A 22,633-nucleotide genomic window follows, 5' to 3' on the forward strand; every position below is an offset into this window, starting at 1 on the left:
TTCTTCTTTTATCTCGGCTGCCAGTCTGGCTCCCGAATCCTGTCCGTACTCGGCGGGTCGCCGGGACGTGGAACGGCCACCGTCTGATGATCCTCGCGTTCCCTGCACGGAGGCGAAGAAGGTCATCAGCCAGCACCCGAGGCTCTTCGCCCACTGGGCATGGACACCGCGTTTCTGGTGCTCAGGATAACAAGAGCCGGGTAACGGGAGACTGTTACGCACGGTTCTGTGGGAGCCCGGAGGTGATCCCTCCGGGCCACCCAACCTAACGATGTCGCGGCGGGTTGCCCGTCCACTGCGGGCGAGATCCGAAGCCGCCGCCGGGGCGGCACCGGGCCCGGCGGCGGCTCAGAATCATGTCACGGCAACGGTTGGATCCGGGTGTTCTGGAACGACGTCTGCAACCACTCGCCGTGCCGCTTGCGCAGTACGTTGGTGTTCCTGGAATGGGAGCCCGATCGGCAGTTTTCCTCGTTGCCCTCGATGATGCAGGTCGTCCGGACGACGATCGCAAGGTCTGCCTGGAGGAATCGAACGTGCTCGTCGAGCGGGACGATGTGGCTGGTCGGGATGTAGTTGTCGAAGTAGTACTCCAGCCCTTCGGCGATGCCCTGGCGGGTGATCAGGTAGTCGCCGTTGAAGGTCACGAAGTCGGCGTCCTCGGTGAACGTGGCGGCGAAGGCGTTTCCATCCTCGGTGGCCCAGGCGGTTTGCTGCTGCTTCAGAATGCGCGCGAACGCGGCCAGGTCGCGTTGACGCTCCATTGTGGCTCCGGTCGCGGCCGTCGTCTCGGTCGTGGCCGTTGTTTCGGCCGCGGCTGCACCGGTCTGGATCAGGCCGCCCACCAGCATTGTCGCTGCCAGGGCCGCCAGCCAAGTTTTCCGCTGTGTGATCATGGATTGCTCCTCTGTTCGTTCCGGCACAGCGACCGTAGGTTCGGCGATTCGACGCCGACAACGCCCCGAAGGGTGATCCCGGCGTACTCACGTGGAGGGACGGTGGATGCCCCCGCCGGATGATCCTGGCGTGGGCCCGGGCGCCCTGGATCGTGCCCGTCGCCGCCGGATGCCGAGCGGCCGGAGCAGCGCGAAGTTGGTCAGCGGCCCGGGGTCGGGTCCGGTGCTCCGGGTACGACGAGGCCCGTCTCGTACGCCAGGATGACCGCTTGGACCCGGTCTCGGAGTTGGAGCTTGGCGAGGATTCGCTTGCCGTGGGTTTTCACCGTCGATTCCTCGATGTGCAGGCGCTCGGCGATCTCCGCGTTGGAAAGTCCTCGGGCGAGGAGATGCAGCACGTCTCGTTCGCGGGGGGTGAGCGTGTTCAGTCGATGGTGGGCGGTGGGATTCCGCCGTGGCTGGCTGACGAGCCGGCTGATCACGGTGGTGGTCACCGCAGGGGCGAGTAGGGACTCGCCGGCCGCGATCGTGTGGATCGCCGCGATGAGCTGTTCGGGCCGGGCCCGCTTGAGCAGGAAGCCGGAGGCGCCGGCGTGCAGGGCGCCGAGGACGTAGTCATCGTCCTCGAAGGTGGTGAGGATGAGGACTCGAGTCTCGGGCACGGTCTGGACGATCGTCTCGGTCGCGGCGATGCCGTCCATGCCGGGCATCCGGACGTCCATGAGTACGACGTCGGGACGCAGTTGCCGAGTACGGGTCACGGCCTCGCGCCCGTCGGCCGCCTCTCCCACTACCTGCAGCGTCTCGTCGGTGGAGAGGACGGCGCACAGTCCGGCCCGCATCAGGTCGTCGTCGTCGGCCAGGACGACGCGCAGTGTCCTCATCGGGCCGTACGATCCCACTTACCGGTCAACGGCGAGTGGCCGGTGACCGCGGCCTGCTCGGGGAACAGCGGTCCGGCTGGCGATTCATCGTGGAGCAGGGGCAGCCGAGCCAGCACTTGGAACCGGTCGTGGACCGGCCCGACGACACATGTCCCGCCGAGCAGGGCCGCCCGCTCCCGCATGCCCACGATGCCGTGCCCCTCGGTGCCGTCCGGGCGCTGGGCGCCGCCTGGACGACACCCGTTGCTCACGCTGATCTCGATCGTGTCCGCCGCGTAGCGCAGGTCGACGGCGGCGGTCCCGTCCCCGTGCCGCGCGGCATTGGTGAGCGCCTCCTCAAGGATCCGGTACGCCGCCTGGGAAGCTCCCCGCACTCGGGCGGGTCGCTCGCCGTGCATCGTGACTTCGACGGTCAGTCCCATCCTGCGGTGCCGGTCCACCAGTTCGTCGATCGCGCTGAGGTCCGCGGGCGTACGCAGGTCGCCGTCGTAGCGACGCAGTGCCCGCACCATCCGGTCGATCTCCCCGACGGTGTCCCGGGCGACCTCCTCGATCGTGCCGATGGCCCGCAAGGTCCGCTCGGGGTCCCGTCCGTGCAGCAGCCGAGCCGCGCCAGCCTGCACCAGGATCACGTTGATTGCGTGGCCGGCCGAGTCGTGCAGTTCCCGAGCGATGCGGGTGCGCTCCTCCGCGGCGGCGAGGCGGCGCTCCCGGGCGGCCTCCCGCTTGGCCCGACGCGCCCGTTCCTCCAGGTCCGCGGCGCGTTCCCGACGGAGTCGAGCCCGGTCGCCGATCAACCACATCCCGCAGAAGGCGAGCATCCACGTGCCCAACTCGGTCGTGAACGCCGCCGGGTTGACCCCGGCGACCACGTACATCATGGCGACCAGCGGCACGAAGCCGACAACCGCGCCGAACGCGGCTGCCCGCCGTGCGCCCCGGTCGCCGGAGTGCAGGTCCGCGACCGCGTAGCCAGCGATCGCCGCCCCGACCGGAGCATCGAGCGGATACCGGAGCGCGATGAGCGCGATGCTGGCCAGGGCCACGACGGCAAAGGCCGCGCCGGGAGCGCGGCGGCAGGCCACCAACGGCAGCGCAGTCGCCCCGGCCAGCAGCAGACCCGGTACGTCGAGCGTTCGTCCCGTCGGATCCGGTGGGCCCAGCCCACCGGTATCGATCATGGCGACCGTGATGACCAGCGTGGCCACGGCGGTGGCGATGTCGACGGCCAGCCCGCTGCGCTTCACCGCTCCAGCCTAGGGGTTGTCGCAGCCCGCCCTCGTCACCCGCTGGTGGTAGTCCGGGTACCTCTCCGACGGTAGCTGCGGATCCCACCGGAAGGTGTTTTCGGGCGGTATCGCGCTCTCCCAGCGTCCCCGTGTCGACATTCCGCAACGGCAAGGAGCCCTGCCATGCCCGACCCCGGTCCGGCGTCTTCCTCCGCCTCGCCCGCTGGTCGTACCGGCGCCGCTGGTGGGCCCTCCTGCTCTGGGTCGCCGTCCTGGCGGTCGGCACCGTCGCCGGCCAACTGGCCGGCAACGCGTACCACAACGACTTCTCGCTGCCCGGCACCGAGTCGCAGCGAGCGCTTGACATCCTCCGCGAACGGGCACCGGCCCAGACCGGGGCGACGGTCGACATCGTCTTCCAGGCGCCCGAGGCATTGCGGCACCGAGCACGCGACCACGGGTCGACGGGCTCCTCGCCGACGTGCGACGGCTACCCCGAGTGGCCGACGTAGACAACCCCTACCCGGACCCCACCCCGGTGTCCCGCGACGGCACGATCGCGTACGCCCGGGTGGCGTTCGACGCGCCGACGGAGGATCTACCGCCTGAGGACGTACGCCGGCTGATCGAGACGGCGGTGGGAGCCGGCGGCGACGGTCTGCGGGTGGCACTCGGCGGCGACCCGGTACGTGGCGCGCAGGAGGGCGGGGGCGGACCGGCGGAAGGGCTCGGCCTGCTCGCCGCACTGGTGATCCTCGTCGTGCTCTTCGGATCGTTACTCGCGGCGAGCCTGCCCCTCGTCATCGCGGTCTTCGCGGTCGGGACCGCGATCGGGCTGACCGTACTGGCCTCACACGTCGCCAACGTCGCCGACTTCACCGTGCCGCTGATGGTGCTGGTCGGTCTCGGGGTGGGGATCGACTACGCCCTGCTGGTCTTCTCCCGCTACCGTGCCGAACTCGTCGCGGGACAGCCCCGGGACGCCGCCGAGGTGGCCCTCGACACTCGGGCCGGACGGTCCTCTTCGCCGGTTGTACCGTCATCGTCGTGTTGCTCGGCCTGGTCGTGCTCGGACTGGGTTCGCTCCAGGGTGTCGCCGTGGCGGTCGCGCTCACCGTCCTACTGACATGGTCGCCACCCTGACCCTGCTGCCAGCGCTACTCGCGGTCTTCGGGGCACGCCTCGAACGGTCGGCAGCCCGCCGGGCGGCCCGCCGCGACCGGCACGCCGGCACTGACAGGCGAGACCAGTCCGACGGTACGGCGTGGCGGCGCTGGTCGCTCGCCGTATCCCGCCGCCCCTGGCTCGCGGCGGTGCTGCCGGTGCTGTTCCTGCTCGGGCTCGCCGCCCCGGCACTGGACCTGCGCCTGGGCTTCGCCGGCACCGACGCGCCGTCGGCGACGAGCCGCGCAGCGTACGACCTGCTCGCCGAGGGCTTCGGCGCCGGTGCCAACGGTCCGCTCCGACCCGCAGCAGCTGTCCAAACCCACGCATCCAGGCCAGCAGGGCGGTGTAGCCGACAGCCGCGGCGGGGAACTGCTGGGTACCCAGCACCCGCCCGACCAGGTCGATCACGGCAACGGTGTGGGTCTCCTGATGGGTGTCAACGCCGCCGGCGACGTCGAAGACCGCGGCGTGGTCAGGTGTAATGGAGGGCATCGTCGTCCCGTCGTTCGTGACTGGCAGGCAGGGCGGCGCGCACCAGCCAGGCGACGCGGACGAGACAGAGATGGGGCCTCGGGCCAGGCTCCCATGAGGTCACAACGCCACGTCCGGTGCATGCGGCGAGCACCTCCCGACCGGGGCCGACAGATCCCGTCGAGGACCCGAAGTCAGTCAGAGGTTGGGTCAGACCCCGGTGGGAGGTGCTCTTCTCCATCATCTCTGTCAGATGTCGACGTAGCGACTCACCCAGCTTGTGAACCGTTCACCCAGCTCCTCCGTCGCAGCCTGCACGAGATCGTTGGGGTCGTCGGGCCGGGTGAGGCCGAAGTCTTGTTCCAGCCAGGCGAGGTAGGTCTCGTGGCCTTGGCCTCCTGCCTCGCGGTGGTGACCCTCATACTCCCCGAAGGCGGCCCCTCCCCAGTCGACCCCGAGTGGCCTGTCGCACGCGAGTTGCCGCAGCAGGTCCCGAAGGTTGAGGGCGGTCAGGTGGATGCCGCCCTCATCGCCGAACACGACGATGGGCAAGGTCGCCAGATCAGCTCGGTCGTCTATCCGCCAGAACGCATAAAGCGAACCAGAGCTGTTGGCATAGGCGAACGGCAGAAAGCCATCGACGAACTCGGGTGCATCCGACCATCCGTCGTGCCGGGGCTCACCGAACTCGACCAGCTCGAACCCGTCCGAAATAAACTCGCCACCGAGCCGTTCCTCGAACTCCCTGAGCCGGTTCAGCTCCGGCACTGGCGAATAGGCGTCGATCACTGGGCACTCCGTCTGCCGGGGATGTGCAAGGTCACCAAGGCTACAACCCGCTATCTGAGCGCGCCAGGGCCGGCCCCGGATAGGTCCCTGTAGAAGTGCGCGCACTGGCTCAGCCCGGATGGTCCGACCGACAACGGGTCGCAGCACACCACCCCGGGGCGGGTTCTGCTACAACGCGTCACCCCACTTCGGCCTGACGAAGCGGATTCCTCAGTGATCCGTCGATGGCTCGGACAAGACGAGGGCACTGCGTGATCACCTGCACGCTCATGCCGACGAGCCTGCGTCGTACCGGCGGGCAGGTCGCGCCCGTGGTCGCCGCGCTAGCGTGGGGCGGTGCGTTTCGCCCTTCAAAACGTCGCCGCAGGCAACTACCTGGAACGCCATGCACGACGTGTGGCGAGCCGCTGACGACATGGAGATCTTCGAGTCCGGATGGACCTCTGACCATCTGCAAGCCATGCATGGGGCGGAGCCGGACGTCCCGCGCCTGGATGGCTGGATCACCCTGGCTGCACTCGCCCAGGCCACGCGACGGCTGCGGGTGGGCACCTTGGTGACCGGCATCCACTATCGGCACCCGGCGGTGCTGGCCAACATGGCGGTCACGCTCGATGTCATCTCGGGCGGTCGGCTGGAACTCGGGGTCGGCGCGGGCTGGAACCACGAGGAGGCCCGCGCCTACGGCATCGAACTGGGCTCCCCCGGCATCGCAGCGACCGCTTCGAGGAGGCGTGTCAGGTGTTGATCGGCCTGCTCGGGCCGCAGCCAACCACGACGTTCAACGGACGCTACTACCGGCTGGATGGGGCACGCTGCGATCCCAGGCCGGTGCAGCAACCGCACCCGCCGCTGTGCATCGGTGGCAACGGCGAGAAACGGACCCTGCTGACCGCGGCCAAGTTCGCTCAGCATTGGAACTTCGACATCGGGACACTCGATCAGTTCCGCCGGACGCGTGATGTCCTCTATCAGCATTGCAGCAGCGTCGGACGGGACCCCGGCGAGATCCGGCTGTCCGCCCAGGTGCGATTCACCGGCGACGCCGCCGCAACTGCCGCGACCGCAGCGACCTTCGCGGCGGAGGGTGCTGACCTCGCCATCGTCTACCTGCCGGTGCCGTACACGGCACACGTTCTGGAGCCGTTGGCCAAGGAACTGGCCCAGGTGCGTTGAGCAGAGCAGGCGAACCAACTGCCACGGCCTCGGCGACACCGGCCACCTCGACTTCTTCCGCGCCTGGGACTGCGGTCCCTAACCCCTGACCGGACCCACCTCGCTCCTCATGGTGCCCCCGTCGCCGACATCCTGCAGCACCTGTGGTGCCGTCAGCGCGGTGGGTCCGTGTCGTTCGCGGGAGGCCCGGTCAGTTCGCGACGGTTGGCCGGAAGGAATAGCGTCCGGTACCTGAGGTGTCGGACCAGACCACCAGCAGGTAGCGCTTCCCTCGTTCAAGGGTCGCCAGATCGGTGCCCCAGCAAAGGTTGTGCGGGGTGTAGACGTGTGGTGACGGCGTATCGTCCGCCACCGCGACCGAGAACTCGCACCCCTCCGGCTCGGAGAGACGTAGCCGGCCGGACTGCGCTGCCTCGAAGGCGTGCAGGTCAACGCGTCCGGGAACGTCCAGAGTTCCGGTCGTCGGTCCGAGGCCACTGGCGACCCGGCGCTCCTTGGCGGTGACCAGTCGGAACCCGTAGTCACCGGTGTCCCCGCCGGTACGGTCGACCTTGAGGGTGTAGGTCGCGCCGGGCATCAGGCGGTACTGATAGGCGCTGGTGACCGTGAAGCCAGGAGCGGTTGAGGCGTCCGGGCCCTCCGTTGCGATGCGTAGTGACGGGGATCCGGAACGGCCTGCCTCGCCCGTGACGTCGATCAGCCGCAGCACAGATGCCTCGCCGACCTCCAAGTGGTATGTCCGTACCATTCCGGCGGTGTCGATTGACCCCGTCACGACGCTTCCGTCGCGGAGCGCCTCACCTGGCTTGGTATGCTGCGGCGCCGCGCCGTCCCGGGGTGCCCCGCCCGGCCCGGTACGCCACGGCGCCGCCTCGGCGATCTCCCAGACGGTGGCCGCGGCGCTGATCGCGAACGCCGGTTGACCGGTTGCCGCCAGATCCACGGTGCAGCTACGCAGTGCTACGTCGTCGACGACTCCCAGCGCGGCGCAGACTCGTCGGGCCGCCTCCTGTTGTGCGGTGCTCGCGTCGTCGGTCAGGGGCACCTTGGCCGGAAAGCCCGGGTCCGTATACGTGTTCGTATCGGTGCCCGCCGGATAGTCCAGTAGCGAGGTGTCCTGACCGACCCGCCAACTGTCGGCGAATTCGCCGTAGAGCTGCTCGTGGCTCGGCCGGGCCGGCAGTGTGGTGCCGTTCCTGAGCGCCAGGTCGTTGGACGGGTCGCCGTCGAGGTTGCCGAGAAGGCCGATGAACTCACCCTTGTGCCGAGGTGCGGGGTGGAGCAAGATGCGCATGCCCCAGGTGCCGATGAACGCCAGGTCCGCCACGGTCCCGTCCGGCCAGACCACGGCGTACTGGTTGTCCGTCGATGCTGTGACCGTACCGCCGCCGGGTAGTGCGGTGGGGACGTCTGTGAAGTCGGTCTGGGCGCCGTCGAGTCGGATCTCCGGTCTGTCGTCGTACAGGGCGAAGGTCAGCCGGCTGGCGCCGATCCGCAGACCGAACGCGCTGTTGATGGAGAGGTCCTGGCTACCCGGGAGGGCTGCCTGCCGGACGTGTATCTCGACATCGCCGGACTTGGCGAGCAGGAACTCGCCGACCGCCTGGAAGTCGTACCACCGCTGGTCGAACGTGACAAGGTGCGGGTCGCCGTTGCTGCCCCCGGGCGGCTCCAGATCCGTCGACGTACCCGAGGAGTCGCCGCCCTCCTGCGGAAGATCTGTGGGTCCGCTCGGCGGGGCGCCGCCACCGGCCTGCGGGCCGCCACTTCCGTTCGAAGGGTTGCCGCCGCCGTTGCTCGGGTTGTCTCCGCCATTCTGGGAGTCGCCGCTCTCGCCCGGCGGGCCGCCATTGTTGCTCGATGGGTCGCCGTTCCCGCCCTGCGTGCTCCCGCCTCCGTCCGGGAGGCCGTCGTTCCCGTTGTGCTGGGTACCCTTCGGACGGGTCGCCTGGGCCGGCGGCTGCGCCGGCTTCTTGCAATCCTCACGGACCTGTTCAAGGCCCGGGTGCCGGCCTGGCGGCAGGGGCAGACCACTGTACGTATGCCTCGGGGGTAGCCGCCTCGCGGCTCGGTAGTAGTTCTCGGCCCGGACCGCCCGGACCTCCCCGATCTCCGGTCCATTGCGCGTCGGTTTGCCGTCCGACCCGATTCCGCAGCGCGTCTGATCCAGTTGATCGGTTGCATTGTCGTATGCGTGCACAAGTTCGTGATAGAGCGAAGCGCATTTCTCCAGCGGAACCCTTGGATCGTCCCGGTACGTACCCTCCTGCTTCGGGTTCCAGACGATATTCGTGTAACCGTAGTAGTGAGTCGCCTCGGAGCGGTTACTTCTGCCCGGCCGGATGATGACTCGGAACCCCGGTTTGTCGAGGACGTCCATCACGCCGATCTGATCTCCCATGCTCACCCGAATATCGTTGAGGCACCCTTGGACGGCCTCCTCGAACCCGAAGTTCGTGGGGTCGCCAAGGTCATCGATTTCGATCGAGGCGTGCGCCGGGAGCGCCCGCCCCACGTCGACCAACGCCGCGACGGCTGCCAGCATGATCACGATCGCGGTCCCAGTCCCGGCCCGCCCGCGTCGCCGCAGCAGTGCCAGGACTACGGCGACCACCACCAGGAGCAGCAGCATGCTGGCGGCGACCGGCAGGGCCCGCCGCCACCAGCCGCCGCTGTCCGTCGAGCCGACCGTGAAGGCCACCGCCGCGGGATCGCTCGGCCCGGCGCACTCCCCAACGACGCCGGGCATTTGGTACGTCGCCTGCAGCACGTACCGCCCCGGTTCGCGTACCGGCCAGAGCGCCGCCACGGCACCGCTGCCAGCCGTCGGCACGATCGTCTTGAAGACAGGGCCGGCAGGAGTGCTCTCGGTCGTCAACTCAAAGGAGAGGGCCGCCTCCGCCGCCAACTCGCGCGAATTGGCGCCCAGTACGGAGGCATAGCCGTCGCCGAAGGTGACGAGCGCGAAGTCCGCCGCCCGTACCGGCTCCCCATCCCGGGCGAGCGCCATCGACACCGTACCGTCGGGTATCGACGCCAGCCGGCACGACCGTGCGGCCTGATTTGTCACCGACAGTGCGAGCCGAACCGGCTCACCGGGCGAGAAGTGCGGCTTGGTCGTCGTAATCGTCAACGCCGTCGCCGGCCGGCGAGGCTCTGTCGATGGCACCCCCTCCGGCGCCGCGGAGGCCATCTGGGCGGCCGGACCTGTCACGAGCAGACTGAGTCCGACGACGGTCCCCGCGCGCAGCAGGAACCGCAGAGCTGGACGACTGAACACCACAACTCCCGAAATGGATCTGAACGTGGGACACCCGCGCCGACGCGGATCCGCTAGGCACGGTAACAACCGTAAACAAGCGACGGCATTTCGGTAATCACGGTTTCGTGCCAACCCCGGTACGCCCCGTCCGTAGCTCCGGCCGCTGGTCTGCCCGATGCCGTACCGCCGATAGCGGATTACGCCAGCGCCAACAGAACCAGTCCAGCAATCACGGTCGATCGCTACGGTACTGTCGACACTGGCGCGTCCGCCGAGAGAAGGCCCAACGGACCAGCCTGTACCGTTCGAGAATTCGGTTTTGGCTACGCGGCTTGCTCGTACTCGTTGATCAACCCTGGACCACCATCCTGCGCCGTACCCGCACCGCACCCAGATCATCGACCTTCGCCGGTGCCCTCAAGCCCCGGCTCGATCTTGGCCCACGTGCCCTGCGTATCCTCCTCACTCAGCGCGGTTGGTCACTGCGCGATGACGCCGCCTCATGCTGCTGCGACCGGCATACCTGGGCATCATCAACGCGCTTGCGCTCCTGCGGCTGCTGCCCAGCGGCGACCGAGACAAGGACACAGAGATGCTCGCGTTACGCCACCAACTCGCAGTCCTGCAGCGCCAGCTCGCGGCGGCCGCTGAGCGGACAGCCGAGTGGCCGACCCGATGCGGCGGCCGAGCCTGTTCGTCGCGTTCAACCTCGCCGACGGCAGCGACATCAGCGAACTACACCGCCAGCACCGCGCCACCGAGTTCCGCACGTTCCTGACCGCGATCGACAAGACCGTGCCCGCCGACCTCGACATCCACCTGATCTGCGACGACTACGTCACCCACCAGACCCCCGCCGTCCGTGTCTGGCCGACCCGGCACCCCCGCTTCCACATGCACTTCACCCCGACCGGATCGTCCTGGATCAACCCGGTCGAACGCTGGTTCGGTTACCTCACCGAGCGGAGGATCCGTCGCGGTACCCACAAGAGTGTCCGGTCTCCCGAGGCCGACACCCGGGCGTGGATCGCGGACTGGGACAGCAACCCACGCCCGTTCATCTGGACCAAGACCGCCGAGGAGATCGTCGAACCCGCACGGTCCCGGTCTTCGCAGTCAGAGCACGTCGGCTCCCGATATGCGAGGTGTTCGCCGTGCGGGCGGGCTGCAACCACGATCAACATCGTGCCCAAGGTCACGAGGTGGTCCGGCCGCCAAGGCCCGCCGGTCTTGGACGAGACCTGGACCGGTCCAGAGGTGTGCAGGCATGTTCCTCGGCAAGCCGGACCACCACCCGAACGGCGCACCGAAGCCCACTCTGCCGATCTCTTGGAGACCTTCAGGGGTCAGGTAACGGGCGGGCATCCCGTGAACCGCAGCGGGCCGTTCGGGATTCATTAGGTAACGGGTGGGCGGGAGGTCGACGTCTTCGGGTTTGAGGTCCAGGCGCGTACCGGACGGTGTGCGGTATTGCCTGCCTGCAATATTCCATGATCTTGCAAGTGGCGATCATGGCCAGGCTCATCGCCGGCCAGGAATCGGATATCACGTGGATGATCGTGGTGAGGCGGGCGGGAGCTCGCACGCTCGGTGGCACGACGGTCGGGGTTGTCACCTGGGTCCGGTCAGGTCGGCGGGTGGCGGTGACCCGACTCGGGTGGCGGTGTTGCCGGCGTTACGGGCGGTCCTGGCCGGACGGCGGTTAGTCCACCGTCGTTCCCGAGACGTGCAACGGCGGCTGACTTTCCTGCTTGGCGAGCAGGCTGGCCAATCGCTCGCGGGCGTACCAGTCGCGCGCGTCGGCCCGGGCACGCAGCTCGTCGACGCGGCCCTGCTTGGCGAGCAGGTCGGCCAACCGCCGGGCGGCGTACCCGTCGCCGGCGTCGGTTCGGGCCCGCCAGATCGCGATCGCCTCGTCAACGCGCCCCTGCTCGGCGAGCAGGCCGGCCAACCGCTTGTGGGCGTCCTGGTCGCCCGCGTCGGTTCGGGCCCGCCAGATCGCGATCGCCTCGTCGACGCGGCCCTGCTTGGCGAGCAGATCGGCCAACCGCGAGGCGGCGTACGGTCGCCGGCATCGGCTTGGAGTTGGGGGTCACCGCCACCGGCGCCGACTCCGGCCAATCCCCCTCCGGGCGCCGGTTGTGGTGGCGGAGTTGATGGTCGCCGACACGCATCGGTGGCGAGACCTCGACCGGCGAGCCGGCCACGTGGCTCGTCACGCATCGCGAGGACGGGCGCTCCGGCGTTCTACCGTCGGCTCGGCTGGCGTGCCGAGGCGGCGTTCGAGTCGGCCGGGAAGCCCTTGCTGCCGTTCACCTGGGCAGCGACTGAGGGCGATGTCGAAAATCGCGAACGCGTCGAGGCCACCCTGGTGCTGGGAGGACGCAGCTAACGATCCTCGCCGGGATGACCCAACCGTCCGGAAATCAAGTGGGTCACGACACCACTCAACGATCACCTCATCGGCTGCTTGGACTTGTCACGGCGGTCCAGCATAGATACGGTACGTGCCGTGACTGCCTCTACCGATCCTGCCGGATGTGGCATTTGCGGCCGACCAAGAGACAAGCAGCACGCACATGAGCAGCCATACGGCCCGGCGTCAGGAAACGGTCAACGGCGCGAGTACGTGGTCGTAGGCGTGCGCGGAGGAATCGCGGACGTCCAGAGAGTCGGTGATACCTCGACGACTCATCGTACCGACGCCGCCATGCTGGCGTTCCAGCTCAAGATTGCTGTATCAGCCTTAACCGGCCGGCGGTTCAACTGCTGGGTGACACCCGCCGAATATGGCGTGTTTCAAAGCGACTTCCAGCTCACCGAAGATTGAGTTCGATGAAGGGGCCAACATCCGCCGAGCCGCGATGCTGACCCGCCTTCCCGTTGCCGGGACCGTTGACCATCGCATCCGCTCATGCCGCCATTCGTGCGGGCGGTGCCACGGACAACCCTCTGGTTGGTTCGCCGCCGGTCACGCACCGGCAACAAACGCCGCTCTGTCTCTCCTCGCGGGTATCGAAGAACCTCGTCAGGTACGTCGGCGGCTCCAGTTCGCTCGCCCGAACCAATGAGAAGACCTCCGCCCCGTGCTCCGCCTCATCGAACAGCCGATACGCCTGGACAAGTCCCAAAGTCGATGCCCACCAGTCAGGGGCCGGGTGTCTGAGAACGTGCCGTCATACCAGGTGCCTGGGGGACATGCTTGATCGGTCGATCGGCCCTGGCGGCGTGAGTCGGCCCGCCTCGTATTCGGTCAGCCGACGCAGAATCTCGGCGCGGTCGTAGCTAGGAAAGCGGACCAACAGCAGCCGTAGCCCGAACTGCGACTCGCGCTGCTGGTCGAACGTTGCTCTGTCCATTGGCCGGGCGGACACGTCCCACGAGTCCGGTGCTGCCCAGTGCGTCATCCGCAGGTAGAAGGCGTCGCGAGGGCCAGCTTGGGCGAGCGCGGTCAGGAACGCCAGACCGTCGTCGATTGGGAAATCGATGTAGGCCCATCCCATTTGCGCAGCGATGACCGGGGCCATGTGCGGTAATTGTTCCGGCCAGTCGGCGTTGCTCTCGCCGGCATTCTGGCAACAGGTCCACGTTTTCAACCCCAGACGCCAAGTGATCTCGATGATTGGCGCAAGCTCTTCGTCGATGTCGGCGCTAAGGTCGCCCACGCTGACCCGGCGGACCGGGTGTAGGTTCTCGCTCACCCGCGTGATCCTACTGATGATCGACGACGGCGCAGATCGGTATCTCGCCCGCCGATGTTCCTCGATGGTGACCTGCCCGGATCTGCCGCCGAGCGAGCACGCCGAACAGCGGCCCCCTCACTCCCCGTACACCATCGTTTGACTTGTCGGACGCACGCTCGCGCCGAGAAGCGTGCGGGTTGACGGCCAGCGCCGAACTGGCCGAAGATCGTGAGAGCATCAGTTGGGGGTAGCGGCTTTGGGCTTCTGGGACGTAGGCCCCTTCGACAACGACGACGCCGCGGACTTCGCCGGCGTGCACCGCGCCAAACCTGTCGCGCAGGCTGCGAGCTGGGAATGGCAGCACGGTAGTCGGCGATGAGGCTGACGAGGTGGGGGGTGTAGGGGTAGGTAGCGGTCCTCGTGGAGTTTGCCGACGGGGACGTGGAGCCAGTGCGCGGCGCCGATGAGGACGACCGCGTCGGCTTGTAGGGCGGTAAACTCCCCGACGCGCAGTCCGGTGCGCAGCAACACCTCCACGACGACGCGGACCAACATGCGCGGTTGTGTTTGGGCTGAACGGAGCAGCTTGGCCGCAGTGGCGTCGTCGAGGGCTTTCGGTAGGGGGTGGTCCTGGCGGGGCAGGTCGGCGGGAATGATCGGCACCCGGGCGGGCGCGTCGGGCCCAGTCCCACTCCTGGAGACGGACGAAGAACATCCGCAGGGTGCCGAGCCGGTGAGCGAGGGTTCCAGGGGAGGGGACACGCGTGTCGTGTCGCGGCCTGGTCGGTCCGCCAGCCGGCGGCGGAAGTCTTCCAGGTGGCGGCGATGAATGTCGGCGACGCCGGTCACGTCGGGCGCTTGTTCGGTGAGGAACGCGGCCAGGGACCGTAGGGCCTGGTCCGCGCCGCTGACGCTGCCCGGGCGCAGGATGCAGCTGATCTGGTCGAGGTAGCGGCGCATCGTGACGACCACATCGGGGATGTCGGCGGCCAGGTCTTCCCATCTGGGCAGCCGCTGTGGGCCGCTCACCGACCTGCCCCGGTGATGGCCGGCAGGATGCGGGCCGTTGGGCCCCCGGGCAGCAGTTGCAGCGTGGTGTTGGCAGCGCGTAGGTCGTTTTCGGTACGCCGACGATATGCTCCGGTTCATAGGGTTAAGGCATGCGGATACGATCAGCGCGCAGCGCTGACGCCGAAGCCATCAACGAGTTGCTCGACCAGTTGGGCTATCCCCAGGATGGTCAGGCAACGACGGCGGCCCGGATCCAGACCTGGGTCGACGACTCGGCCAGCGCGGCCTACGTGGCCGACGCCCAAGGCGATCTCCATGGCGTCATCGCCGTCCATATCTGTCCGTTTTTCGAGCGCGACGGCGCCTGGGGCCGAATCGTAGCCCTGGTCGTATCGGACCGCGCACGCGGACAAGGTGTCGGCTCCCGACTTGTCGCGGCCGCTGAATCCTTCGCCGCCAGCCATGGATGTCTCCGGATGGAGGTCACCAGTGGAGACCGACGGCCAGACGCGCACAAGTTCTACCAGCGTCGCGGATACGTCGACCAAGCAGGAAAATCGTCCCGCTTCCTACGGGACCTACCCACCTCCAACGACAACCGAGATCAACTTCTGCCGGAAAATTGACTCATGAGAAACCATTCACGGTTGGCTTCCACGCTTGTGGCGCAGTTTCTTCGCGGTGCCGAAGGCATACGCGCCGACCACGCAGGTGTCGGTTACGGCCTGGCATCGTCAAAAGCGCCACCCAAGCACACGACGGAACTCTCACCCGGGCCGCTGGCGGCGCTGCGTCACCATGCCCGTACGATCGCGATGGTCTTTGCCGATCGCCTCGGGGATCATCTGCGGGGTGGGCGGTAGGAGGCCGACCAGGCTGGGCTGGGATATGCCGAGCGCGCTGGTCACTGCTGCATCCTTGGATCGTGGGTAGGGTCGGCGTACATGGGCGGGCAGCCGTGATCGATGGCTTCGGGGCGCAGTTCGTAGTGCCAGGGTTCGTTACTGTAGATCTGGCAGAGCCCGTACTTGGCGCCGTGCTTGGACAGCCACGCCGTGGCGTCGGAGTGCCCGATGTCGATCGCCTGCCCCGACACGTGTGGAGACGTGTCAGGGGTGGCGACCCATCGGGCGGCTTCCTTTTCTGAGCCGTACTTCGAGACCGCTTTATGGAGTAGTTGTTCCTGGTACTCGGGTGAGCGCCAGCCACCGTTGACGTAGAAGGTGACATCGTCGTCGGCGGCGTCGGTCGCAGCTCGGCGCAGGGCACCGAGCAGATCGGGGTCGAGGTTGGCCACCGCCGGAATTTCGTCATCGAAGACCGTCACGCCCTCAGGGACGGCGCCATCTGCCTCGCCGAGTGCACCGAGGTGGCCGGCTGCGGCCGAGTGGGACGACGACGCCAGCGATCGGGGGCGGTGGGCTGCTGCTCGTGCTGGTTCGCTGTAGGTCATGCGTGCAGTCAAGGCAGCGTAATGTTGTCAGCACGTATGTGGTTTCCAATATGCCGACGATATGCAACGGCTCGTAGTATCGAGTGCATGCGTGTGTTGGTCGTCGAGGACGAGCCCTATCTGGCAGAGGCCATCCGCGATGGGCTGCGCCTGGAAGCGATCGCCGCCGACATCGCCGGTGACGGTGACACCGCTCTCGAGCTGTTGAGCACCAACGCCTACGATATCGCCGTCCTCGACCGCGACATTCCCGGGCCCTCCGGTGACGAGATCGCCGAACGCATCGTCGCTTCCGGCAGCGGCATGCCGATCCTGATGCTCACTGCTGCCGACCGACTCGATGACAAAGCCTCCGGGTTCGAACTCGGCGCCGACGACTACCTCACGAAGCCGTTCGAACTCCGAGAACTCGTGCTCAGGCTCAGAGCGCTCGACCGCAGGCGCGCGTACAACAGGCCGCCTGTGCGGGAGATCGCAGGTCTGCGGCTGGATCCGTTCCGCCGCGAGGTCTACCGCGACGGCCGGTACGTCGCGCTGACCAGGAAGCAGTTCGCCGTGCTCGAGGTCCTCGTTGCTGCCGAAGGCGGTGTCGTCAGCGCCGAAGAACTCTTGGAGCGAGCGTGGGATGAGAACGCCGACCCCTTCACCAACGCCGTGCGCATCACAGTCTCGGCATTGCGCAAACGGCTCGGCGAACCCTGGATCATCGCCACCGTGGCCGGCGTCGGCTACCGCATCGACACAGCGCCCGGCACCGGGCGTGCAGGAGGGGACCGTGGATAGGGCGCCTGGCTTGAGCGTTCGCCTCAAACTCACCCTCAGCTACGCGGGGTTCCTGATGCTTGCAGGTGGCTTGCTGCTCGCCGCGGTGTGGGTGTTCCTGCTGCGCTACGTGCCCGAGGTGGTCTACATCCCCGGTCCCCGTACCCGAGGTGAGCCATACGCCCCGATGCCCGGACCCGACCGCTCCGACCTGGTGGAGGCTTTCGCCCCGAAGGCAGGCGCGGTGCTGGCGATCCTGCTGATGTTCGGCCTCCTGGGAGGATGGATCCTCGCCGGAAGCATGCTCGCGCCCCTGACTCGCATCACAAATGCCACACGTCTGGCCGCGAACGGATCACTCTCCCACCGCATCCATCTGGAAGGCCGCAAAGACGAGTTCCGTGAACTCGCCGACGCCTTCGACACCATGCTCGCACGGCTCGAGGCACATAACGCGGAACAGCAGAGATTCGCAGCCAACGCCTCTCACGAGCTGCGAACCCCGCTGGCGATCATGCAGACACTTCTCGACGTGGCCCGCAACGATCTGAACCGTGACACCGGAGAACTTGTCGACCGCCTCCACTTCGTCAACACCCGAGCGATCGATCTCACCGAGGCATTGCTCCTGCTCAGCCGCGCCGACCAGCGGTCCTTCACCCGAGAACAGGTCGACCTGTCCCTCATATCGGAAGAAGCCACTGAAACGCTTCTCCCGCTCGCAGAAGAACGCGGCCTCACTATCGAGACCTCCGGCGACATCACCCCCACCATCGGCTCCCACACGCTCCTGCTGCAGATGACTACGAACCTCGTGCACAACGCGATCGTCCACAACGTGACGAAACATGGCACTGTGTGGGTCACGACCAGCGCTCACCCCAAGACGGTGGTGCTCACTGTCGAGAACACCGGCGAGAAGCTCTCCCCGCAGTTAGTCTCCACGATTGTCGAGCCGTTTCAGCGCGGCACTGGACGGATACGCGACGGCCACGCAGGTGTCGGTCTAGGCCTGGCAATCGTCAAGAGCATCATCCAAGCACACGACGGAACCCTCGCCCTCGCTCCCCGCCCCGATGGCGGGCTCCGGGTCACGGTGCAACTACCCACCGCGCCACCGCACCCTGGCAGGTGACGACCCGGGGAATTGCCGCACGGCCCGAGAGGAATAGTCAAGGCCCGTGGATCAGCATGTCATACGGCGCGAGCGTCAGCGCTTGCCGATTCGTCGGACCGTCCGACGAGACTCCGTTGGCGAAGGACGGGACCAGGACGCAGGCGTTCAGCGCGACCACCAGCAGCGAGGTCGCCGAGGTCTGCCGTGGGTGCCGGCGTCGCCGGGGTGGTCCGGGTGGTCCTGATGAGGCGAACCTTTCATCGCTCGGCGACCACGGTGCGCGCATGCCGGCCAGGGCGACGTCCGCGTCAGCTGCGCCGGCCGCCGACGCGTGGGCCGACATCGACGCGATCCGCTCGGGATCGGTGAGTGCCGGGATCAGGGCGGTCTCGATCCAGGCCGGTCGAGGTCGGCGTTGTCGCCGAGCAGTGCCCCCGCCGGCCGCGACGCCCGGCTCGGCGTTGAGCCGTTGTTCACCGCCGCACAGTGGCAGCGGGACGTACGCGGCCGGCGGCGGCCGCAGCGGGATCCCGATGGCGGTGGCGTGAGCCAGCCGGAGACTCGGCGCGGCGGTGAACACCTGTCCCGGCCGCCAGCCGGTTGGCCCACTCCGGGCCGGGCGGCCGCCTCGTGGACGACGATCGGGGGCCCTGCCCGCGGCGGCGAGGTAGGCCGGCACGGCCAGGTAGCCCCCGAAGCCCACGACACAGGTCATGTTGCCAGAATATTATCCGCTATCAGCACCTTCAACGCTTTGTCAATTCCCTTGGCCGGCTCGACTATCGGAAAATCAAAATAGGTATCTGGATAAGGTTCGTCGTTCAGTGTGTAATGCCACCACTCGCAATCGTATGAGCTAAAACCGCAGGCCTCCATGATGGAACGAAGACATTGACGGCTTCTCGCTTCGACTTGCGTGATTCCTTCCGCTCCATGATGTGAAATTGAATCCATCAGGTCATGGTCACCGCCCATTGGAGCAAGTTCACCGGTGGCCAGGCGATAAAGCGTAAGGTCAACTGTACTGCCCCGACTGTGGCCCGACTTGGTGGCCACATATCCCTTCTCAAACATCTCGGCCCTGTCAATGTTCGGATAGTGTCGTAGCTTCGTCCGGCCATCCTCCGGCTGTTTTGCCCAGCGCAGGAAACAATCTACGGCCCGTTGAGGGCGATAGCCATCCCAAAGAAGCAAGCCGAAGCCAAGGGATTCGGCCTTTTCTCTCGCTCTTTCCAGGGCTGCACACAACGCCCTCGTGCCGACGATTCGATTTGTCAGGTATCCGTCCACCGGTTTGCCGGTGAAGTTGTCCCACGTGGCGTACTTGGCATCCCAACGTATTCCGGGTACAAACTCGTCTACAAAGACAAAATCTTCTTTCATTGGCTTTTCCCTGTCAAGGCCAACGACACCATCCGGTCGATCACTTCGGCGAGCGGCAACCCTGCGGCCGACATCATTCTCGGATAACGGCTGTACGAGGTCATGCCAGGCATAGTATTGACCTCGTTGAGGACTACCTTCCCATCTTCCTTGAGGAACATGTCCACCCGCGAGAGCCCCCTGCATCCCAGGGCGCGGTACACGGCCTTTGCCGTCTCCTGAACGAGCGAGCGTGACTCCGCCGAAATGTCAGCGGGAACGATTGCTGTCGAGTTCTCGGAACCGGTTTCGGGCTCGGTCTCCTGATGGATTCTGAAGAAGCCATGAGACAGAGCAATTCGGTCCACCTCGCCTGCAATCAAATCCAGATCGTTCCCCAACACGGCACATCCGACCTCGCTGCCGACGACAGCCTCCTCAATCAACACCTTCGAGTCGTACTGCCGTGCGGTTTCCACCGCACTTGGCAAGTCTTCCTTGCGAGATACCTTACTGACTCCGAAAGATGAACCCGAACGGGCCGGCTTTACAAAGACGGGATAGGTAAGCTGGTCGGGATCAATATTCTCGTTCGCCGTGACAGTCCAGAACTCCGGCGTAGCAATTCCCGCGCTTCTGGCGACGATGTAGGCAAGGGATTTGTCCATACACAGGGCAGAACTTTGGACATCGCAGCCTACATAGGGGATGCCGGAGAGCTCCAACAAACCCTGCATCGCACCATCCTCGCCGAGTTTGCCGTGCAGAACGGGCAACACCAGGTCCAGACTGATCGTTTCGTATCGTCCCTGCTCCAGAACGAGCAATCCGTGTACGCTTCTGTCCGGTGACAGCACAGCTGGACGGCAACGGCCGCTTTCCCAGTTTGCGTCAGGGCCGTCACAGAGCTTCCAGGCACCGCTCTTCGTAATCCCGATATAGAACGGTTCGTACCTGTCGGTATCGAGGCTTCGTGCGACCTCTTGCGCGGACTTGACGGAGATGGGATGTTCTTCGGAACAGCCCCCGAATATGATTGCGATCTTCAACTTATCCATGTTGGTTCCCGCTTTCAAATTTCAGGCAGTTGATGATTGAATTTTCAACAGTGTCGCTCAGGGCGTGGTCTGTGTAGTAGGCAGTGTGCGGACTAATAAGCACATTCGACAGCTCTTGCAGTCGCAACAGCGATTCGCTTTCAATGCCCCTGTTTCTGCAGTCGGCGTAGAATATTCCTTCCTCCCCTTCGAGGACATCCAGCGCAGCACCGGCCAACCTGCCGCTTTCCAGTGCTGGAATAAGAGCCTCGGTATCAAGAAGAGAACCGCGTCCGGTATTGATAATGAACGCGCCGCGCTTCATCTGCTCGATACGTTGACGATTTAGGAGATGGTGCGTATCCGGGTTGAGTGGTGTATGGAGCGTTACGATGTCGCTCAGTTGCAACAACTCACTGAGAGGAACGTAGTTGGCAGAGGTCTTGGGGTGACTGTCATAGGCCAATATGCGGCAGCCAAAGCCCCGCAGCCTTTCCATGACCGCTGCGCCGATGCGTCCGGTTCCAATCACCCCGATGGTCAGATCGCGTAGTTCTCTCCCGCGTACGTCATTCAACCGGTAATCGTGAACATCGGCACGGCGGATGATGGACTTTGCATTTCGCACTGCCATCAGCATCAACATCAGTGTGTAGTCAGCCACGCTGTCGGGTGAATAGGCGACATTTTCCACGGAAATGCCGACGCTCTCCGCGTACTCCACATCGATGTGATTGTATCCAATGCTCCTGGTGGAGATATACCTCACGCCGACGCGCCCGAGCGCAAGAAGAGTGGAGTTTGTGATCTGCGTTTTATGGCCGACACTGATACATCGGTTTCCGAACGCCAGTTCAATATTGGCTTCAGATACCGCTGCCTCTGTGATGGTTGACACGACGCCGAAGCGAGGCGCCATCTCTCGGAACAAAACTGCCTCGTCCTGCTCGCATCCATAAATTGTGATTCCCACTGTCGGGACGGGCGGGGAGGACGAGGACGCCAGCGATCGGGTGCGGCGGGCCACTGTTCGGGCTGGTTCGCTGTAGGTCATTCCTCCAGTCAAGGCGGTGTGGTGTTGCCAGCACGTATGTGGTTTCCGATACGCCGACGATATGCTGTCGGTCGGTAACATTCGGCTGCATGCGTTTGTCGAAGCCGTACGACGTCAGCCGGCCGCGCCGCCGGCCCGAGCGCCTGCCAGCTGGCGGTGCGGTTCGACTCCGTCGCCCGCTCAGCACCCAGGCCCGTCACAGCGGAGATTTCCGACCCGATCATCACTCCGTTACCGTCCCGAACATCGGCACACTGCACCCGTAGGAGCGCGACGCGGTGAATAGAGGGACATTGAACCTTTTTCAACCTCCCCTTGCGGTCCGTCGGAGGGCGAGGTCGGACGCGGTGTGCGAGCGCCGCGCGGTTCAGGTTGAAAAAGGTTCATTCTGCGGGCCACCCTCGGTGCGTCCTCGGCCGCTGGTGCCCACGTCGCCTGCGGCATCATCGCCGCGAACGTGGCCTGGGTTGGCAGGGATTCACCGGCCGAATGGACCTCCTACCACACGAGCGGCGGATGCTGCCTTCTCCCTCTGAAGTGGGTGTTCGCGAAGGGTCTATGAGACTCGCTGGTGGTGGGTGCGGCGTTGTTTGCGGGTGGCGGGTGCGCCTCGGGTGAGGCGGCGGGTCATGGTGTTGATCGCGGCCCAGCGGATCATCGCCTCCGAGGTGGCGGGGTCGCGTTCGTAGTCGCGGGCCAGCCGGCGGTGGGCGGTGAGCCAGGCGAAGGTCCGCTCGACCGGCCACCTTCTGGGGATCAGGACGAAGCCTTTCTGGCCTGCGGGTTTGCGGACGAGGTGCAGGGTGGTGGTCAGGATCCGGGTAGCCCAGTCGACGAGGCGGCCAGCGAAGCCGGCGTCGGCGAGGACGAACCGGACCGGTGTGGTCAGGTAGAGGCTGAGCAGGGTGGTCTTGGCGCCGTCGCGGTCCTGGACGCTGGCGGCGCAGACCATGACGACCAGGATCAGGCCGAGGGTGTCGGTGACGATGAACCGTTTGCGGCCGTTGATGTTCTTCCCGGCGTCGTAGCCGCGGCTGTCCCGGCCCATGGTGTCGGCGGCCTTGACGCTCTGCGAGTCGATGATCCCGGCCGAGGGCTGCCGGTTGCGGCCCTGCTGGAGGCGGACCTGTTCACGAAGGTGGTCGAGGACGCGTTGCGTGACCCCCTCCTGCTCCCAGCGGACGAAGTACCAGTGGACGTGTGCCGTGCGCAAACCCGGTTCTGGCTACGCTGCCTGCGAGTATTCGCTGATCATGCCGTGGATGATCTTCCGTCGGCGC

At 66.2% G+C, this 22,633-nt stretch carries 21 protein-coding genes and 2 pseudogenes; 8 read left to right on the plus strand and 15 right to left on the minus strand.

Translation table 11 applies throughout. The features are described from left to right. Positions 1 to 359 precede the first annotated feature (359 nt). The 3 genes from AAH979_RS40530 to AAH979_RS40540 form a co-directional block, all read right to left on the minus strand. Positions 360 to 896 carry an SgcJ/EcaC family oxidoreductase gene (locus AAH979_RS40530; protein ID WP_346263431.1) on the minus strand — a complete coding sequence of 179 codons (537 nt, stop codon included), beginning with the start codon at positions 894 to 896 and terminating at the stop codon, positions 360 to 362. Between the two features lie 200 nt (positions 897 to 1,096). Next, a complete protein-coding gene (locus AAH979_RS40535) occupies positions 1,097 to 1,780 on the minus strand; it encodes a response regulator transcription factor (RefSeq protein WP_346263432.1) in 684 nt (227 codons plus the stop codon). Next, positions 1,777 to 3,027, minus strand: coding sequence for a histidine kinase (locus tag AAH979_RS40540; RefSeq protein ID WP_346263433.1), 1,251 nt, complete (start codon positions 3,025 to 3,027; stop codon positions 1,777 to 1,779). Before AAH979_RS40540 ends, AAH979_RS40535 begins: the two co-directional genes overlap by 4 nt. Positions 3,028 to 3,158: 131 nt before the next feature. On the opposite strand from AAH979_RS40540, the gene AAH979_RS40545 reads away from it, so the two are divergent. Both AAH979_RS40545 and AAH979_RS40550 read left to right on the plus strand, forming a co-directional pair. Continuing rightward, positions 3,159 to 3,521 (plus strand): hypothetical protein, encoded by a 363-nt coding sequence (locus tag AAH979_RS40545; RefSeq protein ID WP_346263435.1) that lies wholly within the window; start codon positions 3,159 to 3,161, stop codon positions 3,519 to 3,521. Beyond that, positions 3,509 to 4,152: pseudogene (locus tag AAH979_RS40550) on the plus strand (MMPL family transporter). The gene AAH979_RS40545 and the pseudogene AAH979_RS40550 overlap by 13 nt, the downstream one beginning before the upstream one ends. Before the next feature lie 744 nt (positions 4,153 to 4,896). On the opposite strand, the gene AAH979_RS40555 reads toward AAH979_RS40550, so the two are convergent. Next, positions 4,897 to 5,436: a hypothetical protein gene (locus tag AAH979_RS40555; protein WP_346263436.1), complete on the minus strand. Its 540-nt coding sequence runs from the start codon at positions 5,434 to 5,436 to the stop codon at positions 4,897 to 4,899. A gap of 328 nt (positions 5,437 to 5,764) precedes the next feature. Here AAH979_RS40555 and AAH979_RS40560 point away from each other — a divergent pair, with 328 nt between their 5' ends. Together AAH979_RS40560 and AAH979_RS40565 are read left to right on the plus strand one after the other, a co-directional pair. Then, the gene (locus AAH979_RS40560; RefSeq protein ID WP_346263437.1) at positions 5,765 to 6,184 is read left to right on the plus strand and encodes an LLM class flavin-dependent oxidoreductase; all 420 of its coding nucleotides are present in this window, start codon (positions 5,765 to 5,767) and stop codon (positions 6,182 to 6,184) included. Then, entirely contained in the window at positions 6,178 to 6,612 is a 435-nt protein-coding gene (locus AAH979_RS40565; RefSeq protein ID WP_346263438.1) for an LLM class flavin-dependent oxidoreductase, read from the plus strand. The genes AAH979_RS40560 and AAH979_RS40565 overlap by 7 nt, the downstream gene beginning before the upstream one ends. Before the next feature lie 190 nt (positions 6,613 to 6,802). On the opposite strand, the gene AAH979_RS40570 is transcribed toward AAH979_RS40565, so the two are convergent. Further along, positions 6,803 to 10,273 (minus strand): VWD domain-containing protein, encoded by a 3,471-nt coding sequence (locus AAH979_RS40570; RefSeq protein ID WP_346263439.1) that lies wholly within the window; start codon positions 10,271 to 10,273, stop codon positions 6,803 to 6,805. A 264-nt stretch (positions 10,274 to 10,537) separates the two neighbouring features. On the opposite strand from AAH979_RS40570, the gene AAH979_RS40575 reads away from it, so the two are divergent. Then, positions 10,538 to 11,275 carry a transposase gene (locus AAH979_RS40575; protein ID WP_346263440.1) on the plus strand — a complete coding sequence of 246 codons (738 nt, stop codon included), beginning with the start codon at positions 10,538 to 10,540 and terminating at the stop codon, positions 11,273 to 11,275. 301 nt (positions 11,276 to 11,576) lie between these two features. Here the strand turns inward: AAH979_RS40575 and AAH979_RS40580 are convergent, their stop codons facing one another. From AAH979_RS40580 to AAH979_RS40590, 3 genes are all read right to left on the minus strand, one after another. Continuing rightward, positions 11,577 to 11,921 (minus strand): hypothetical protein, encoded by a 345-nt coding sequence (locus AAH979_RS40580; RefSeq protein ID WP_346263441.1) that lies wholly within the window; start codon positions 11,919 to 11,921, stop codon positions 11,577 to 11,579. A 1,129-nt stretch (positions 11,922 to 13,050) separates the two neighbouring features. Then, positions 13,051 to 13,575: a hypothetical protein gene (locus AAH979_RS40585; protein ID WP_346263442.1), complete on the minus strand. Its 525-nt coding sequence runs from the start codon at positions 13,573 to 13,575 to the stop codon at positions 13,051 to 13,053. Positions 13,576 to 13,794: 219 nt separating this feature from the next. Further along, positions 13,795 to 14,586 (minus strand): hypothetical protein, encoded by a 792-nt coding sequence (locus AAH979_RS40590; RefSeq protein ID WP_346263443.1) that lies wholly within the window; start codon positions 14,584 to 14,586, stop codon positions 13,795 to 13,797. A 131-nt stretch (positions 14,587 to 14,717) separates the two neighbouring features. Here AAH979_RS40590 and AAH979_RS40595 point away from each other — a divergent pair, with 131 nt between their 5' ends. After that, positions 14,718 to 15,194 (plus strand): GNAT family N-acetyltransferase, encoded by a 477-nt coding sequence (locus AAH979_RS40595; protein WP_346263444.1) that lies wholly within the window; start codon positions 14,718 to 14,720, stop codon positions 15,192 to 15,194. Positions 15,195 to 15,335: 141 nt separating this feature from the next. On the opposite strand, the gene AAH979_RS40600 is transcribed toward AAH979_RS40595, so the two are convergent. Both AAH979_RS40600 and AAH979_RS40605 read right to left on the minus strand, forming a co-directional pair. Beyond that, positions 15,336 to 15,476: a hypothetical protein gene (locus tag AAH979_RS40600; protein ID WP_346263445.1), complete on the minus strand. Its 141-nt coding sequence runs from the start codon at positions 15,474 to 15,476 to the stop codon at positions 15,336 to 15,338. Next, entirely contained in the window at positions 15,473 to 16,021 is a 549-nt protein-coding gene (locus AAH979_RS40605) for a M15 family metallopeptidase (protein WP_346263446.1), read from the minus strand. The genes AAH979_RS40600 and AAH979_RS40605 overlap by 4 nt, the downstream gene beginning before the upstream one ends. Before the next feature lie 87 nt (positions 16,022 to 16,108). On the opposite strand from AAH979_RS40605, the gene AAH979_RS40610 reads away from it, so the two are divergent. After that, positions 16,109 to 16,804 carry a response regulator transcription factor gene (locus AAH979_RS40610; protein ID WP_346263447.1) on the plus strand — a complete coding sequence of 232 codons (696 nt, stop codon included), beginning with the start codon at positions 16,109 to 16,111 and terminating at the stop codon, positions 16,802 to 16,804. Between the two features lie 10 nt (positions 16,805 to 16,814). Continuing rightward, on the plus strand, positions 16,815 to 17,918 hold the full coding sequence (locus AAH979_RS40615) for a HAMP domain-containing sensor histidine kinase (protein WP_346263448.1): 1,104 nt from the start codon (positions 16,815 to 16,817) through the stop codon (positions 17,916 to 17,918). Between the two features lie 37 nt (positions 17,919 to 17,955). On the opposite strand, the gene AAH979_RS40620 is transcribed toward AAH979_RS40615, so the two are convergent. From AAH979_RS40620 to AAH979_RS40640, 5 genes and pseudogenes are all read right to left on the minus strand, one after another. Then, a complete protein-coding gene (locus AAH979_RS40620; RefSeq protein WP_346263449.1) occupies positions 17,956 to 18,615 on the minus strand; it encodes a hypothetical protein in 660 nt (219 codons plus the stop codon). A 65-nt stretch (positions 18,616 to 18,680) separates the two neighbouring features. Further along, positions 18,681 to 19,283, minus strand: a pseudogene (gene vanX, locus AAH979_RS40625) (D-Ala-D-Ala dipeptidase VanX); the annotation flags it as partial. After that, a complete protein-coding gene (gene vanA-Sc, locus AAH979_RS40630) occupies positions 19,280 to 20,320 on the minus strand; it encodes a D-alanine--(R)-lactate ligase VanA-Sc (RefSeq protein ID WP_346263450.1) in 1,041 nt (346 codons plus the stop codon). The gene vanA-Sc and the pseudogene vanX, both read right to left, overlap by 4 nt. Continuing rightward, a complete protein-coding gene (gene vanH / locus AAH979_RS40635; protein ID WP_346263451.1) occupies positions 20,313 to 21,353 on the minus strand; it encodes a D-lactate dehydrogenase VanH in 1,041 nt (346 codons plus the stop codon). Before vanH ends, vanA-Sc begins: the two co-directional genes overlap by 8 nt. Positions 21,354 to 21,909: 556 nt before the next feature. Next, positions 21,910 to 22,566, minus strand: coding sequence for an IS5 family transposase (locus AAH979_RS40640; RefSeq protein ID WP_346263452.1), 657 nt, complete (start codon positions 22,564 to 22,566; stop codon positions 21,910 to 21,912). Positions 22,567 to 22,633 lie beyond the last annotated feature (67 nt).

The organism is Plantactinospora sp. ZYX-F-223 (assembly GCF_039649625.1).
Taxonomy (GTDB): domain Bacteria; phylum Actinomycetota; class Actinomycetes; order Mycobacteriales; family Micromonosporaceae; genus Plantactinospora.

Coding starts and splice junctions, on each gene's coding strand:
- AAH979_RS40605 (WP_346263446.1), bottom strand. CDS start 16,021: ATGACCTACAGCGAACCAGCACGAGCAGCAGCCCACCGCCCCCGATCG.
- vanA-Sc (WP_346263450.1), bottom strand. CDS start 20,320: ATGGATAAGTTGAAGATCGCAATCATATTCGGGGGCTGTTCCGAAGAA.
- AAH979_RS40535 (WP_346263432.1), bottom strand. CDS start 1,780: ATGAGGACACTGCGCGTCGTCCTGGCCGACGACGACGACCTGATGCGG.
- AAH979_RS40530 (WP_346263431.1), bottom strand. CDS start 896: ATGATCACACAGCGGAAAACTTGGCTGGCGGCCCTGGCAGCGACAATG.
- AAH979_RS40620 (WP_346263449.1), bottom strand. CDS start 18,615: ATGACCTGTGTCGTGGGCTTCGGGGGCTACCTGGCCGTGCCGGCCTAC.
- AAH979_RS40595 (WP_346263444.1), top strand. CDS start 14,718: ATGCGGATACGATCAGCGCGCAGCGCTGACGCCGAAGCCATCAACGAG.
- AAH979_RS40570 (WP_346263439.1), bottom strand. CDS start 10,273: ATGATCTGGGTGCGGTGCGGGTACGGCGCAGGATGGTGGTCCAGGGTT.
- AAH979_RS40610 (WP_346263447.1), top strand. CDS start 16,109: ATGCGTGTGTTGGTCGTCGAGGACGAGCCCTATCTGGCAGAGGCCATC.
- vanH (WP_346263451.1), bottom strand. CDS start 21,353: ATGACCTACAGCGAACCAGCCCGAACAGTGGCCCGCCGCACCCGATCG.